Below are 13,876 nucleotides of genomic sequence, written 5' to 3' on the forward strand. Positions count from 1 at the left end.
ATCCGCGCGAAGTCACGGAGTTTGTGGGGTAATCCCTTAAATATTGGACAATTTTAGGGCAGGCGCTGTGCGGGGCTGCGCATAGCGTGACGGGACGGCGGGGCGCTCATCTCTTGCGAAGGCGCGCCCTGCGGGCTAGCTAAGGTCCGAAATCTGAGGGGATATGCCATGTTCACCGGGATCGTGACCGATATCGGAGAAATTCTCGAGCTGGAGCAGCGCGGCGATCTGCGCGCGCGGATCGGCACAAGCTATGACGTGGGCAGCATCGAGCTGGGCGCGTCGATCGCTTGCGACGGCTGCTGTCTGACCGTGATCGCCACCGGCACCGAGCCGAAAAACTGGTTCGACGTGGAGATCTCCGCCGAGAGCCAGGCCAAGACCAATATCGGCGGTCGCGGCAATGACGCCAGCGGCGGCTGGCAGGTCGGGCAGAAGATCAATCTCGAACGCGCGCTGAAAGTAGGCGACGAGCTGGGCGGTCATATCGTCTCGGGCCATGTCGATGGCGTGGCCGAGATCGTGGCGATGGTGGATGAGGGCGACAGTACGCGGTTTACCTTCCGCGCGCCTGACGCCCTCGCGAAATACATCGCGCCGAAAGGCTCGGTTGCGCTGAACGGTACCTCGCTCACCGTGAACGAGGTCGACGGCGCGACGTTCGGCGTGAACATCATCCCGCACACCAAACAGGTCACCAACTGGGGCCACGCCAAGGCAGGCGACCGGATCAATCTCGAGATCGACACGCTCGCGCGTTACGTCGCGCGGCTGCAGGAGTGGAACGCATGACCTCCGACGGAAAGCCCCTCACCCCGGTCGACAAGTCCGGCACCCATGACGTGCCCGGCGAGGTCGAGGAAAGCCTGCGCCACGCTATCTCGCCTGCCGAAGAGATCATCGCCGAGGCAATGGCCGGGCGCATGGTGATCCTCGTCGATCACGAGGATCGCGAGAACGAGGGCGACCTGTATATCCCCGCCGAGAAGTGCACCCCCGAAGCGGTGAACTTCATGGCGACATATGGGCGCGGGCTGATCTGCCTGCCGCTCACTGCAGAGCGCGTCGACCAACTGGGCCTTGCGCCGATGGTGCGTGCCAATTCGATGCGCCATGAGACCGCATTCACCGTTTCGATCGAGGCGCGCGAGAACATCACCACCGGGATTTCCGCCCATGACCGGGCGCAGACGATCAAGGTAGCGATCGATCCGAGCAAGGGGCCGCAGGATATCGCCTCGCCCGGCCACATCTTCCCGCTGCGCGCGCGCGACGGTGGTGTGCTGGTGCGCGCTGGCCATACCGAGGCTGCCGTGGACGTGGCCCGTCTGGCCGGGCTCAAGCCCGCTGGCGTGATCTGCGAGATCATGGGCGATGACGGCCACATGCTGCGCCTGCCAGGGCTGATCGCCTTCGGCAAGAAGCACGGGCTGAAGATCGGCACGATCAGTGACCTGATCGCCTATCGTCGCCGTCACGACAATCTCGTGCGCGAGGGCGTGCGCCAGATGGTAAGTTCCAGCCATGGCGGCGACTGGGAGATGCGCGTCTTCACGGATATGGCGGAAGGCGTCGATCACATCGTTCTGGTGAAGGGCGACATCTCGACGCCCGAGCCGGTTCTGGTGCGCACCCATTCGCTCAATATCCTCGATGATGTACTGGGCATCGGTCCCGGTCCTGCCGACGAGGTGCGCCGCGCGATGGAGATCGTGGCTGCCGAAGGTCGCGGACTGGTCTGCCTCTTCCGCGACCCTTCGAACCGCCTCCTGCGCGAAGAGGATCAGGGGCCGCGCACGATCAAGCAGATCGGTCTGGGCTCGCAGATCCTGTCCTCCATGGGGCTTCACGACCTGATCCTTCTCACCGACAATCCGCAGACGAAATATGTAGGCATCGACGCATACGGCCTGCGTATCGTCGGCACCCGACCCATCACGGAGTAAGACATGGCCGGAATTTCGCATTACACGCTCGAGCTGCCGAAATTCGACAGCGCGCCGCGCCTGCTGATCGTGGTCGCGCCCTATTACAAGGATATCGCGGACAACCTGATCGCGGGCGCGAAGGCCACCGCCGAAGAAGCTGGCGCCCATGTCGACGTGATCGAAGTGCCGGGAGCCTTGGAAATTCCGACCGCGATCGCGATGGCAGCGCGGATGGCCGATTACGACGGCTTCGTCGCGCTTGGCTGCGTAATCCGGGGTGAGACCACCCATTACGAGACCGTCTGCAACGACAGCTCGCGCGGGCTGACGCTGATGGGGCTCGAGGGGATTTGCATCGGCAACGGTATCCTGACGGTCGAGAATTACGAGCAGGCCGCCGTGCGCGCCGATCCCGCCGATCAAAACAAAGGTGGCGGCGCGGCTGCTGCGGCCTTGCATCTTGTCTCATTGTCGCGCAAATGGGCGCGCCGGACGAAGGGCATCGGCTTCAAGCCTGCCGAATCCTTCCGTATCGCCGGCGACACTGACGGATCGAATAACGCATGACCGACGACGCCTCCTCCGACGCGCCCCAAGACGCCCCGAAACCGCGCAAGCTCACTCAAGAGGAGAAGCGTCAGATGAAATCCGCCTCGCGTCTTTACGCGGTTCAGGCGCTGTTTCAGATGGAAGCGGCCGGGCAGGGCGCGGACAAGGTGCGCCGGGAGTTCGAGACCTATCGCTTCGGCGCTGTGGACGAGGACGGTACCGAGATGGCCGAGGGCAATCCCGACCTGTTCCGTCGCCTGATCGACGATGCGGTGACGTGGCAGGCGAAGATTGACCAGGCGACCGACCGCGCGCTCGTGGCGAAATGGCCGATCGACCGGATCGACCCGGTGCTGCGCGCCCTGTTCCGCGCCGCCGGGGCCGAGCTGATCACCCCCGCGACGCCGCCGCGCGTCGTCATCACTGAGTTCGTCGATGTGGCGCGCGCCTTCTTCCCCGAGGGCAAAGAGCCGAAATTCGTCAACGCGGTGCTCGATCACATGGCGCGCGCGCTGCAGCCCGACGCGTTCTGAGCGAACGCACCCCGCCCCTTCGCGACACCATGTCACGGGCAAACCCCCGCCGATCTCGCCGTCACGGCATGTTTCCCCGTTTGAAACTTGGGAATATGCACTAAATTGTGAGGTAAGCAGGAGGATTTTTCATGCCCGAACTGGTCCGGCTCTACATCAAGAACGTCGTCATCGGCTTCTTCATCGCGCTCGCCTTCGTTGGCCTGCTTCTCGGCTTCAATGTCGGCAATCTGCGTCACCTGATTTTCACCTCGGATGTCGGTTACATCGCGATGGCGCTGCTGATCGTCTTCAACACGGTCGTCTTCTCCGGTGTGCAATTCGCGATCGCCGTGATGCGCATGGCCGAGGATGAGGACAGTTCCGGCGGCGGTAAGCGCGACGGTATCCCCACCGATATGGCCGCCGAGCAACTGGCGATCCCGGTGCCCGTCGATACGCCCAAGTCGCGCCAGCAGATGCAGCTGCGTCGCTGAACGTGTCCACGTCCCAAGACGACAAAAGCCCCGACCGATCCGGCGGGGCTTTTTGCTGTCTGGCGGGAAGCGAAGTGACGGAAACCGCAGCAGACGTGTAGACGAGAGTTCCCGGAGACCTGAAAAGTCAGGTGGGCGCCAGATACCGAGGCCAGGACCCCGGCAGAGCCAGCTCCCTCAGGAATGGTATAGGCCACTGGAAAAGGGTCTTTCACGGAAAGAGCAGTAACCGTCAGAGCCCGAGATAGGGGCGAAAACGCGTTCCGACAAGGGGGTGAATTCAACGAGGTGAACGACGCATGGGGACGACTGCCTCGCATGGGCGGAATTGCCTGCAGGGTCAGGGCGCGCCGCAGCGGCGGCTGGACATTTGTTCATACTTCGTTCATGGTTTCCGCATGACACAAATTCCGCTTTCCGATCTGCAGCCGGGGCAGGTGCTTACGCGCGGGACGGCCCGTGCGCTGTCCGAGCTTGGCCTCGACAGCGTGCCGGAGATGGTGCTGCGCCCGCGGCTGCGCGCCGATCTGATGGCAATCGACCGGAAAGGAGAGATCTGGATCGTGGAGTGCAAGTCTAGTCGCGCCGATTTCACTTCGGACCGGAAATGGGACGGCTATCTCGAATGGTGCGACCGCTACTTCTGGGCAGTGGACCAGGATTTCCCGACCGATCTGCTGCCCGAGGGAACGGGACTGTTCATCGCGGATGGCTACGGTGCCGAGATGATCCGCGAGGCGCCACTCTCCAAGCTCGCGCCAGCGCGGCGCAAGGCGCTGACGCTCGATTTCGCGCGCGCGGCGGCGCGGCGGTTGCAGAGGCTGTACGATCCGGGAGCGAATCCGCCCGGAGTCTGACGCCCGGGCTCAGCGCTTCTTGCCTTTGCCCTTGCCGCCCTTGCTCATCTCGCGCGCGGCTTCGGCAGCGGCTTGCAGTTCTTCGGCGATTTCCATCGCCTCGTCGGGATCGAAATCGAGCGGCAGCTCTATGCCTTCGCCCTCGACATAGATCCGCACCATCCCGAGCGAGGTCGGGCCGATTTGCAGATTCGCGGAGATGTCGCTTTCCTTGTCGATGCTCATCGAAAACTCCTGAGAGGTTGGATGGAAAATGCACCTAACCCCCGCGACGTGCGCAGGCAAGACTTGGTGCGAATTTCTCGTCATCGGACACTTGCATTCCGCGCGAGAGGGGGCTAAATCCCGCGCCAGTGCCGCCTTAGCTCAGTTGGTTAGAGCGCTGGATTGTGGATCCAGAGGTCCCCCGTTCAAGCCGGGGAGGCGGTACCATCCTCCCCTGAAAACCGTTATAGGTGATATTTCGCCTCATGCGCTGGACTTTTCCGCGCAGTGATCAATCTTGTCTCCTCGAACAATCCGGAGGCTGAATGCCCGTCTATACTGAATACGAATTGCCGGACACGCTCGTCAGCTATTGCGACAAGTCGAATGTCGCGCTGACCATCGCCGCAGTCGATCGTGAGGACGTGCCGCTTGTCTACGTGAATCAGGCGTTTCTCAATCTGACCGGGTATTCCGCTGATGAGGTTTTGGGGCAGAACTGCCGCTTCCTGCAGGCAGGCGCCGCGACCGAAGAAGAACGCGCCGCGATGCGGGAGTTCATCGACGACGAGGAGATTTCCGCGGGTCGCTTTCGCGTCACCAACAGCCGCGCGAATGGCGAGACTTTCCAGAATTTCGTCTTCATGACGCGGTTGCGCAAACCCGATGGCGAAACGCGGTTGATCCTCGGGTCGCAGTTCGACCTGACCTCCGCCGCCGAACGTCAGAACGTGAAGGCTGATCTTGCGGCGAATGACTCGAGCCTGCTGCGCAATGCCGACGATCTCGCCGCGATCTCGCGCGGGTTTGGCCTGGCGATGATCGGCTCCGCCAAGGTCCTGTCGGAGAGTCTTTCAACCATGGCTACGATCATCTACCGTGAGGGCTGAGAATGGCTGCGGCCACGGTTATGTGTTCGACACTATGTCAAATGTTATTGCAGGGTTCTGAGACCAGTGACACCGATCTGCGGATGAACTGCAAAGATAACGATAGAGAAGGGCGCGCGGGCCGCGTCCTTTTGATCGCGCGCTGCGCGGATCGGCGGGCCATAAGGTGACCGACACCCCCGAGGATCTATATGTTGTCGGCATCGGCGCCTCCGCCGGTGGGCTTGAAGCGCTTCGCGATCTGCTGGAGCCTGCGCGTGCGGACGACCCGAGCGCCTATGTCGTCGTCCAACACCTCGATCCGAACCACGAATCCCTGCTGGCCGAGTTGCTCGGCCGGTCGACCTCGCTGGAAGTGCTACAGGCCGAAGATGGCGCCAAGCTGGAGGCTGGGCACGTCTACACGATCCCACCGGGCTATGGGCTGGAGGTAGAGAACGGCCATCTGAAGCTTTCGGAATTCGCCCAGCCGCGCGGTCTGCGCCGACCGATCGACGATTTCTTCGTGTCGCTGGGGCAGGATCTCGGGCGTCGGGCAGTCTGCGTGATCCTGTCGGGGACAGGCACGGATGGCTCGGTCGGGTTGCGCGCGGTCAAGGAACACGGCGGGTTCTGCATCGCGCAGGATGCCACGGCGCGCTACGACTCGATGCCCAATTCGGCTGTCGCGACCGGGATGGTCGACGTGGTCAGCGCGCCTGCCGACGTGATCGCGCGGATCACCGAATTCCGCAATGTCGATCCCGAGCAGGTCAATACCGCGCCGCCGGTTTCAGGCACGCTGGACGAGATCTGCTCTGCGCTGAATCGCCTGACGGGGCATGATTTCTCGCAGTATAAACGCTCGACGCTCGAGCGCAGGATCCAGCGCCGGATGCAGGTCGTGGGCATTCTTCATCCGCGCGAATATCTCGAACGGCTCGAACGAGAGGAAGACGAGCCCCTGGCGCTGCTCGGCGATCTTTTGATCAACGTCACCCGCTTCTTCCGCGACAGCGAGCATTTCGAGGCGCTCAACGAGGCAGCCATCAAGCCGATGGTCGAGAAGGCCGAGGATGGCGGCGCGCTGCGCATCTGGGTGCCCGGCTGTTCGAGCGGCGAAGAGGCCTACACGCTGGCGATGCTCATCGATCGCGCGATCCATGCGAGCGGCAAGGAAATCGATTTCCAGATCTTCGCTACCGATATCGACGAACGGATGCTCGCGATCGCACGCGAGGGACGTTATCCGGTCTCGGTTCTGCTCGATCTGCCGGAAATGTATCGCGACACCTATACGGTCGGACGCGATGGCAATTTCCAGATCACCGTCGCGCTGCGCGACCGGGTGCGCTTCTCGCCACATTCGCTGATCAAGGATCCGCCATTTTCGCGTCTCGACATGGTCTCCTGCCGCAACTTGCTGATCTATTTCGGTGACAAGCTGCAGGCGCGGGCGCTGCCGATCTTCCATTACGCGCTCAACCCGGGCGGCGTTCTCTTCCTCGGCCCATCCGAGACGATCGGGCGGCACGAGGAGCTGTTCGAGCCGATCGACGGGGCGATGCGCATCTTCCGGAGCATTGGACCACGGTCACCTTACCCGACCGAACTGCCTATGCGCTCCGACCCTCATACGCGGCTTGCTCCGCTTCGACCAAAAACGACTGATAGAAGACCCAGAGACTGGAACACGACCTTGGCCAGCAATCGTATCCTCGATCTTTATGCGCCCGCGACGCTGAATGTCGATCGCGATGGAGCGATCCTCGCCGCCACCGGGCGCCTGGGCAAGTATCTCGAGATCGATCCGTCCGAGACCGGGCAGGGCTATGCGCAATCGCTCGCACGGGCGGGGCTGCGCGAGGCGCTTTCCGCCGTCATCCACGAGTCGGCTGAACTCGGGACGCGCAAGATCGTCCGCGACGTCGAAGTGATCTCGGAAACCGGGCGGCAGCGCGTCGACGTGCTCGCCGATCCGCTCTCGGACGACACGCTGCTGATCGTGTTCCGCGACCGTGGCCCGTTCGAGGCGCTCGACGAATACGATTTCGACGAGATCGCGCCCTCCGAGAGCCATGTGCAGGTCTTGGAAGCGGAGCTGCGCGCCACCCGCAACCGCCTGCGCACCACCGTCGAAGAGTTGGAAACCGCAAACGAAGAGCTCAAATCCTCCAACGAGGAAATGATGTCGATGAACGAGGAGTTGCAATCGACCAACGAAGAGCTCGCGACGGTCAATGACGAGCTGAAGACCAAGGTCGAGGAGCTTTCGACCGCGAATGCCGACCTGCGCAATATCTTCGATTCCAAGCTTCATGCGCTGGTGACCGTCGATCGCAAGCTACGCCTGCGCAACTTCACCGACGGCGCGAGCGAGATGATCCGCCTGCGCGGCAGCGATCGTGGCCGACCGCTCGGCGACATCAAGAACATGCTCGACACGCCGGAAGTCATGATCGAGTTGATCGATGCGGTGCTCGAGGGCGAGCTGCCGCGGCCCTGTCGGGTCAAATCCACCGAGCTCGACAAGGTCTGGTCGCTTGCCGCCACGCCTTATCTGAATGCGCGCGGCAATGTTGAAGGCGCGACGCTCGTCTTCACCGACATCACCGAGGCGCTGCGTCTCGAGACCGAACTCACGCAGAAGGGCGAACGGCTCCAACTCGCGCTGGAAATCGCACAGATCGGCATCTGGTCGATCATCGAGCCTAGCGGCGAGGTGGAGGTCGACGAGGCTGTCGCCGCATTCTTCGAACTCGAGGCTGCGGGCACCTATCCGCTCGAGCGGTTCTTCGAACGCGTGGCCGAGCATGACCGGGATGCCGTAGAACATGCGGTGCGCGAAGCGCGCGAGAAGGGCGTCGATATGGAGGTCGACCACGAGCTCGACCTTCCCTCCGGGACGAAGCGCCACCTGCGCGCCACTGGCCGGATGATGGGCGAAGGCAAGGAAAGCCGTCTGTTGGGCCTCAGCGTCGATATCACCGCCGATGAAGAGGCCGCGCAGATGCGCGAATTGATGCTGCGCGAGATGAACCACCGGGTGAAGAACCTGTTCTCCATCGTTTCGGGCATGCTGCGCATCGCGGGACGTACCGCCTCGAGCCCGCGAGAGCTGGTCGATGACGTCGGTCAGCGGATCAACGCGCTCGCGCGCTCGCACGATCTGGCGCGCACCCGGACGAGCGGCGCGGCTATTCCGCTGCGCGAGGTTATCGAGACGACCCTCGCGCCGTATGACGATCCCTCGAAGTTCCTGATCGATGGGCCGGAGGTCGATGTTCCGACGCATCACCTGACCGCACTTGCATTGATTTTCCACGAATGGAGCACCAATGCCGCGAAATACGGGGTATTGGGGCCACGCGAGGGCGATCTCGAGATCACTTGGTCGAAGGAAAACGACGACACTGTGATACTTTCGTGGAACGAGCGCTACCGTGAGGCGTTGCAGCTCGACACGAACAAACAGGGCTTCGGCTCGACGTTGGTCGATATTTCCGCCAGCCAGATTTCGGCGCGGGTCGACACGCGTCAGACGCCGGAAAGCCGTTGCAACAGGATTATCTTCGCACATGAAATCGACGGCGACGCTGACTGAGAAAGCACCGAGCGAGGTGCTCCTTGTCGAAGATGAAGCCGTCGTCGCGCTTGATCTTCAATTCATGCTGGAAGATCTCGGGATGGAGGTCTGGGGACCCTGCGCCACGGTTCGCGCGGGTCTGGACTTGGTCCGCGAGCGTCTGCCCGGTGCCGCGATCCTCGACGTGATGCTGGCCGATGGCGAGGTCTACGAACTGGCCGACCGGCTCCACGAAGCGGGGGTGCCGCTCCTGTTCCATTCCGGACATGCGGAGGCCTCTCAGCTGCGCGAGCGCTACCCCGGTGCCGCGGTCTGCCCGAAGCCGGCTATGCCGTCCGAGATCGAAGCGAAGCTCGCGAAATGGTTCATTCCATCTGATTGAAGTCGTCCAACTGCGACTGATCGATCCGCGCCAGAAGATCGCCCGCGGCGTGGCTGACATGGTGGTCGCGGTGGCGTAGCGCGTAGAAGGGCCGCGGGGCGAGTTGCAGCTCCCAATCTCTGACCGTGCCAAGGCTCAGCGCCCGTGCGACGACATGGGCCGAGAGAATGGTGATCCCGGCCCCCGCCTCGACCGCGCTCAGCACCGCCTCGTTCGATGGCAAAACCAGCGCGGCCGAGAGCGCGCCGGGCGCGACGCCCAGGTCGGCGAGGGCGGCTTCGGCGGTGGAACGCGTGCCCGAGCCGGGTTCGCGCAGAACCCAGTTCGCTTCGCTCAACGCGCGCGCATCCAGTTTGCCGGGCGGCGGGGCCGCACTGACCAATATCAGCTGATCCGCGCCGATCTGAACGCGCTCCAGCTTCGCATCCTCGACATCGCCTTCCACCAGCGCGAGATCGTGCAGGCCCGCGCGCAGCCGGTCCGCGGCTTCCTGTGTATTGCCGATTTCCAGCGTCACCTCGATCCCCGGGCGCGTCTGCCGGAAGGCGGCAAGATATGGCGGCAGCCAATAGCCCGCGATGGTCTGACTGGCGACTAGACGGATATGCCCTCGTTCGAGCCCGCGGGTCTCGGCGAGCATCGCCTCCGCCTCGGCGAGCCGTGCCAGCACCGCGCGCGCCTCGGGCAGAAAGGCGCGACCTTCCTCGGTCAGAGAAATTCCCCGCCCAATCCGGTCGAACAGGGCGATCTGATGACGCGACTCCAGGGCCGCGATGGCGGCGGAGGCGGTGGATTGCGTCATGTTCAGCCGCGCCGCGGCGCGGGTCATGTGCTGCTCTTCCGCGACCGCGACAAATACGCGGAGCTGTTCAGGCGTCATTCCTGCGTCCCTTCAATTAATCGATTTAACCGATCATATCGACAAAAACATTTTGTTTGAAGAATGAATTGTGGCGGGCAAATACGGGGTACGTGCTGACCCCGAGGAGACCGTCTTGCCGCTTCATTCGATCCTGCCCTGCCGTTTCGCCCGTCCGCAGCTCGCGCTTCGCGCTTACGCTCCTGGGGTCGGGTTGAGCATCGGCGTCGCCGCGCTCGCGGCGTTGGGCGGTATGGCAGAGCACGCACTGTTCGGGGCGGAATGGCTGGAGCCGTTGGTGCTGGCGATCCTGATTGGGGCGGTGGTGCGCTCCCTCTGGGCCCCGCCTGCACGTTTCGAGGCCGGTATCCGCTTCTCGGCCAAGACGGTGCTGGAGATCGCGATCGTCCTGCTCGGCGCCTCGGTGAGCGCACAGACCCTGTTGTCGGTCGGTCCGGGCTTGCTGGCCGGGATTGTCGCCGTGGTCGCGCTCATGGTGCCCACCGCATATCTGCTGGGGCGGGCCTTGCGCCTGCCGGCCCGGATGGCATTGCTGATCGCCTGCGGCAACGGTATCTGCGGCAATTCCGCCATCGCCGCCGTCGCCCCGGTGATCGACGCAGACAGCGACGATGTCAGTGCCGCGATCGCGTTCACCGCCGTGCTCGGCGTGGCGGTGGTTCTGTTACTGCCGGTCGTCGGCCATGTGGCGGGAATGAGCGTCAACGGTTACGGGATCCTGTCGGGGATCACCGTCTATGCGGTGCCGCAAGTTCTGGCTGCAGCGGCGCCGATGGGGGCCGGGGCGATCCAGCTCGGCACGCTGGTGAAGCTGGTGCGGGTCCTGATGCTGGGGCCGATCACCGTGGTGCTGTCGTTCCTCGCGCCGCACCTGCCTGCGGATGGACGCACTGCCGCGCCGGAAGGGCGTGTGCGGCGTGGACTCATGCCGCCGCTTTTCATCCTCGGGTTTCTCGGGATGATCGTGCTGCGCTCTGCCGGGGCGCTGCCGGAAGTCGCGCTGGCGCCGATGGGGCAGGGGGCGTCGATCCTGACGGTGATCGCGATGGCAGCGCTGGGGCTTGGCGTCGATGCTCGGGCGGTGGCAGCCGCCGGGCCGCGCGTGATCGCGACGGTGATGCTGTCGCTGGTGATGCTCGTGGCGGCTGGTCTCGGCCTTGTGAGCTTGCTCGCCGCCTGAGCTCTCGCGCTGGATGTACGGCCAGATCGCTCCGTTTCGCAATTTCGCACGGCCCCCTGTGCAGGGGACCCATGTTGATCCTCGCGACACAGAAGATATGTGGGATGGGACAAAAACGTTAGCAGGCTAACTTTATTCCCGAGGCCCCCATGTCCGACCGTGCCGCAGAACTATCCGTGCCCAGCGAAGCCGCCCGCCGCGACCGTGCCGAGTTGACGCGCACAATGATGCTGACGGCGCGTTCGGTGCGCGCGATGTTCGACGCACAGGCGCGGGACATGGGGCTGACCTTCGCGCGGGCGCAGGCCATCCTTGCGATCTCGCGCGACGAGGGGATGAGCCAGCGGCAACTGGCGGAAACGCTGGTGATCGAGACGCCGACGCTGAACCGCACGCTCGACGGGCTGGAGAAGCTCGGCTTCGTGGAGCGGCGCGCCGATCCCAAGGACAAACGCGTCCGCCAGATTTTCCTGACCGATCACGCCCGTGCGAACGCCTCCGAGATCGAGACCTTCGTCGAGGCGCTGCGCGCGCAGCTCTACGAAGGACTCGACGCCGACGAGGTCGCCCGCGCCCGCAAGACGATGGAGCGGATGCAGGCCAATCTCGAAAGGATGCGCGGCCAATGAATTCCCAGATTCGCAATCTCAACGGCCCGGATGCGCGTCCGACGGCCGCCGAACCGGTATCGCCGGTCGAGCGGACGCTGCGCGAGCGCGCGCGGTCTGAAGAGGCGGAGACGCGACCCGCAACCGAGGCCGCCGCAGAGCGTGAAGTCAAGCAAGACGAAGCCACAGCGGCAGAGACCGCAGAGCCGGACGCCGCGCCGCAGCCCGCCGCTCCGCCAGAGCCCGACCATTCCGGTGCAAAGCGGGTCGTCTATGCCAGCGCAGCCGTTTTCGTGGCGCTGTCGCAATCGCTCGCGACCGGTTTCGTCTCGGCCAACCTGCCGCAGCTGGCGGGCGATCTTCACGCCACCACGAACAACACCTATTGGGTGATGGCGGCCTTCATGGCGCCGCGCGCCTCTATGCCGCTGATGCTGATCCGTATCCGCGACCAGTTCGGTCTGCGGCGCTTCGCCGAGGTGGGGATCGTCTGCTTCGTGCTGGCGATGGTGCTGAATCTCTGGGTCGACGACCTGCATTCCGCAGTGATCGTGGCGTTCCTGAGTGGCTGCGCCGCCGCGCCGCTGTCGAGCCTCGGCTTTCTCTACATGCTGGAGGCCATACCCGCTGCACAGCGTCTGAAGGTGGCTATCCCCGCCGTTCTGACGATGATCATGGTGGGCAGGCCTCTGGCGCGGGTGCTGCTGCCGGACCTCACCGCGAATGCCAGTTGGCACGCGGTGAGCCTTTTCCAGATGGGCATGGCGCTGGTGGCGCTGGCGCTGATTTTCGCGCTGCCGCTGACGCCGCGACCTCTGCAAAAGGTGCTCAAACCGCTCGATTTCGTCTCCTTCAGCCTGCTCGCGTTCGGGTTCGGGGCGTTCACCAGCGTCTTCATGTTTGGGGCGCTAGATTACTGGACGCAGACCGAATGGTTGGGCGTGGCGCTCGTGGCGGCCATCGGGATGGTCGCGGGCGCGGTGCTGATCGAGATGCAGCGCCCCAATCCGCTGATTGATTTCCACTGGCTGCTGAGCCCGCCAATCCTGCATTTGGCGGGAACGCTTCTAGTGTTCCGCATCGCGCTCGCCGAGCAGAGCGCGGGCGCGGTCGGCTTCCTGCGCACCATGGGGCTTCAGCCCGGGCAGGAGCAGTTGCTGTTTGGGATCATCGCGCTGTCGATGCTCGCCGCGACCGGCGTGCTGATGCTGACCAATAGCGGGGCGCGTGCGCCGCTGTTTCACGGCATCGCACTGGTTCTGATCGCGGCTGGGGCGTGGCTCGATTCGCAATCGACCGCGCTCACCGGGCCCGAGCAGATGTATCTCAGCCAGGCGATGGTCGGTTTCGCGGGCATCCTGTTTCTGCCGCCCGCGATGGCGAAAGGGCTGGGGGCGGCCTTCGCGAAGGGACCGCATTACCTGCTGAGCTTCGTCGTGCTGTTCCTGGCCACGCAATCCATCGGCGGGGTCATCGGCTCCGGCCTGTTCCGCTCGCTGGTGGTCGACCGCACCGCCTATCACATGGCGCAGCTTTCGCCGCAGATTTCGCCCGACAATCCGATGTTGAGCCAGACCCTCGCGCAGAGTGCTGCTTCGCTTGGTGGCCAGACCGCGGATGCGGGCGCACGGGCCGGGGGCGCGCTGTCCTCCGTCGCCTCCGCGGTGCAGCAGCAGGCCGCGATCCTCGCTTATGACGATGCGTTCCGCGCGGTCTTCTGGTTCGCGCTGGCGGCGCTCGCCGGGCTGATCGTCCATGTCGCATTGCACCGAAGCTGGCCGCTCCCGCGCCTTACGCCCTCCACCCCTGTTTCCACGAGTTGAT

The 13,876-nt window shown here is 64.0% G+C and carries 14 protein-coding genes and 1 tRNA gene; 13 read left to right on the plus strand and 2 right to left on the minus strand.

Annotated elements, in window-relative coordinates; genetic code table 11:
• The first annotated feature begins 168 nt into the window (after positions 1-168).
• The 6 genes from B6V72_RS05590 to B6V72_RS05615 all read left to right on the plus strand — a co-directional run bounded on the left by B6V72_RS05590 (position 169) and on the right by B6V72_RS05615 (position 4,343).
• Positions 169-792: a riboflavin synthase gene (locus tag B6V72_RS05590; RefSeq protein WP_075774219.1), complete on the plus strand. Its 624-nt coding sequence runs from the start codon at positions 169-171 to the stop codon at positions 790-792.
• A complete protein-coding gene (gene ribB / locus B6V72_RS05595) occupies positions 789-1,946 on the plus strand; it encodes a 3,4-dihydroxy-2-butanone-4-phosphate synthase (RefSeq protein ID WP_088734989.1) in 1,158 nt (385 codons plus the stop codon). Before B6V72_RS05590 ends, ribB begins: the two co-directional genes overlap by 4 nt.
• Before the next feature lie 3 nt (positions 1,947-1,949).
• A complete protein-coding gene (locus B6V72_RS05600) occupies positions 1,950-2,495 on the plus strand; it encodes a 6,7-dimethyl-8-ribityllumazine synthase (protein WP_075774221.1) in 546 nt (181 codons plus the stop codon).
• Positions 2,492-3,010: a transcription antitermination factor NusB gene (gene nusB / locus B6V72_RS05605; RefSeq protein WP_075774222.1), complete on the plus strand. Its 519-nt coding sequence runs from the start codon at positions 2,492-2,494 to the stop codon at positions 3,008-3,010. Before B6V72_RS05600 ends, nusB begins: the two co-directional genes overlap by 4 nt.
• Before the next feature lie 131 nt (positions 3,011-3,141).
• A complete protein-coding gene (locus tag B6V72_RS05610; RefSeq protein WP_088722435.1) occupies positions 3,142-3,486 on the plus strand; it encodes a hypothetical protein in 345 nt (114 codons plus the stop codon).
• 398 nt (positions 3,487-3,884) lie between these two features.
• The gene (locus B6V72_RS05615) at positions 3,885-4,343 is read left to right on the plus strand and encodes an MmcB family DNA repair protein (protein WP_088735103.1); all 459 of its coding nucleotides are present in this window, start codon (positions 3,885-3,887) and stop codon (positions 4,341-4,343) included.
• 9 nt (positions 4,344-4,352) lie between these two features.
• Here the strand turns inward: B6V72_RS05615 and B6V72_RS05620 are convergent, their stop codons facing one another.
• The gene (locus tag B6V72_RS05620; RefSeq protein WP_088719705.1) at positions 4,353-4,568 is read right to left on the minus strand and encodes a DUF6324 family protein; all 216 of its coding nucleotides are present in this window, start codon (positions 4,566-4,568) and stop codon (positions 4,353-4,355) included.
• Positions 4,569-4,698: 130 nt separating this feature from the next.
• On the opposite strand from B6V72_RS05620, the gene B6V72_RS05625 reads away from it, so the two are divergent.
• The 4 genes from B6V72_RS05625 to B6V72_RS05640 all read left to right on the plus strand — a co-directional run bounded on the left by B6V72_RS05625 (position 4,699) and on the right by B6V72_RS05640 (position 9,384).
• Positions 4,699-4,775 (plus strand) — tRNA-His (locus B6V72_RS05625).
• A 98-nt stretch (positions 4,776-4,873) separates the two neighbouring features.
• Positions 4,874-5,437: a PAS domain-containing protein gene (locus tag B6V72_RS05630; protein WP_088719706.1), complete on the plus strand. Its 564-nt coding sequence runs from the start codon at positions 4,874-4,876 to the stop codon at positions 5,435-5,437.
• 166 nt (positions 5,438-5,603) lie between these two features.
• Positions 5,604-9,020 (plus strand): CheR family methyltransferase, encoded by a 3,417-nt coding sequence (locus tag B6V72_RS05635; protein WP_088719707.1) that lies wholly within the window; start codon positions 5,604-5,606, stop codon positions 9,018-9,020.
• On the plus strand, positions 8,995-9,384 hold the full coding sequence (locus B6V72_RS05640) for a response regulator (RefSeq protein ID WP_075774227.1): 390 nt from the start codon (positions 8,995-8,997) through the stop codon (positions 9,382-9,384). Before B6V72_RS05635 ends, B6V72_RS05640 begins: the two co-directional genes overlap by 26 nt.
• Here B6V72_RS05640 and B6V72_RS05645 read toward each other — a convergent pair.
• Positions 9,368-10,264: a LysR family transcriptional regulator gene (locus tag B6V72_RS05645; protein ID WP_088734991.1), complete on the minus strand. Its 897-nt coding sequence runs from the start codon at positions 10,262-10,264 to the stop codon at positions 9,368-9,370. The two genes, B6V72_RS05640 and B6V72_RS05645, sit on opposite strands and share 17 nt — an antisense overlap.
• Before the next feature lie 115 nt (positions 10,265-10,379).
• Between B6V72_RS05645 and B6V72_RS05650 the strand changes: the two genes are divergently transcribed.
• The 3 genes from B6V72_RS05650 to B6V72_RS05660 all read left to right on the plus strand — a co-directional run bounded on the left by B6V72_RS05650 (position 10,380) and on the right by B6V72_RS05660 (position 13,875).
• Positions 10,380-11,444, plus strand: a complete 1,065-nt coding sequence (locus tag B6V72_RS05650; RefSeq protein WP_206185768.1) for a putative sulfate exporter family transporter — start codon at positions 10,380-10,382, stop codon at positions 11,442-11,444.
• Positions 11,445-11,593: 149 nt separating this feature from the next.
• Positions 11,594-12,073, plus strand: a complete 480-nt coding sequence (locus B6V72_RS05655; RefSeq protein ID WP_077701293.1) for a MarR family transcriptional regulator — start codon at positions 11,594-11,596, stop codon at positions 12,071-12,073.
• Positions 12,070-13,875 (plus strand): MFS transporter, encoded by a 1,806-nt coding sequence (locus B6V72_RS05660; RefSeq protein WP_088734993.1) that lies wholly within the window; start codon positions 12,070-12,072, stop codon positions 13,873-13,875. The genes B6V72_RS05655 and B6V72_RS05660 overlap by 4 nt, the downstream gene beginning before the upstream one ends.
• Position 13,876: the final 1 nt, after the last annotated feature.

The organism is Thioclava sp. F34-6, from assembly GCF_002213235.1.
Taxonomy (GTDB): domain Bacteria; phylum Pseudomonadota; class Alphaproteobacteria; order Rhodobacterales; family Rhodobacteraceae; genus Thioclava; species Thioclava nitratireducens.

Excerpts from the sequence above, each read along its gene's own strand:
- B6V72_RS05590 (WP_075774219.1), top strand. The coding sequence starts at position 169 with ATGTTCACCGGGATCGTGACCGATATCGGAGAAATTCTCGAGCTGGAG.
- ribB (WP_088734989.1), top strand. The coding sequence starts at position 789 with ATGACCTCCGACGGAAAGCCCCTCACCCCGGTCGACAAGTCCGGCACC.
- B6V72_RS05600 (WP_075774221.1), top strand. The coding sequence starts at position 1,950 with ATGGCCGGAATTTCGCATTACACGCTCGAGCTGCCGAAATTCGACAGC.
- nusB (WP_075774222.1), top strand. The coding sequence starts at position 2,492 with ATGACCGACGACGCCTCCTCCGACGCGCCCCAAGACGCCCCGAAACCG.
- B6V72_RS05610 (WP_088722435.1), top strand. The coding sequence starts at position 3,142 with ATGCCCGAACTGGTCCGGCTCTACATCAAGAACGTCGTCATCGGCTTC.
- B6V72_RS05615 (WP_088735103.1), top strand. The coding sequence starts at position 3,885 with ATGACACAAATTCCGCTTTCCGATCTGCAGCCGGGGCAGGTGCTTACG.
- B6V72_RS05620 (WP_088719705.1), bottom strand. The coding sequence starts at position 4,568 with ATGAGCATCGACAAGGAAAGCGACATCTCCGCGAATCTGCAAATCGGC.
- B6V72_RS05630 (WP_088719706.1), top strand. The coding sequence starts at position 4,874 with ATGCCCGTCTATACTGAATACGAATTGCCGGACACGCTCGTCAGCTAT.
- B6V72_RS05640 (WP_075774227.1), top strand. The coding sequence starts at position 8,995 with ATGAAATCGACGGCGACGCTGACTGAGAAAGCACCGAGCGAGGTGCTC.
- B6V72_RS05645 (WP_088734991.1), bottom strand. The coding sequence starts at position 10,264 with ATGACGCCTGAACAGCTCCGCGTATTTGTCGCGGTCGCGGAAGAGCAG.
- B6V72_RS05655 (WP_077701293.1), top strand. The coding sequence starts at position 11,594 with ATGTCCGACCGTGCCGCAGAACTATCCGTGCCCAGCGAAGCCGCCCGC.
- B6V72_RS05660 (WP_088734993.1), top strand. The coding sequence starts at position 12,070 with ATGAATTCCCAGATTCGCAATCTCAACGGCCCGGATGCGCGTCCGACG.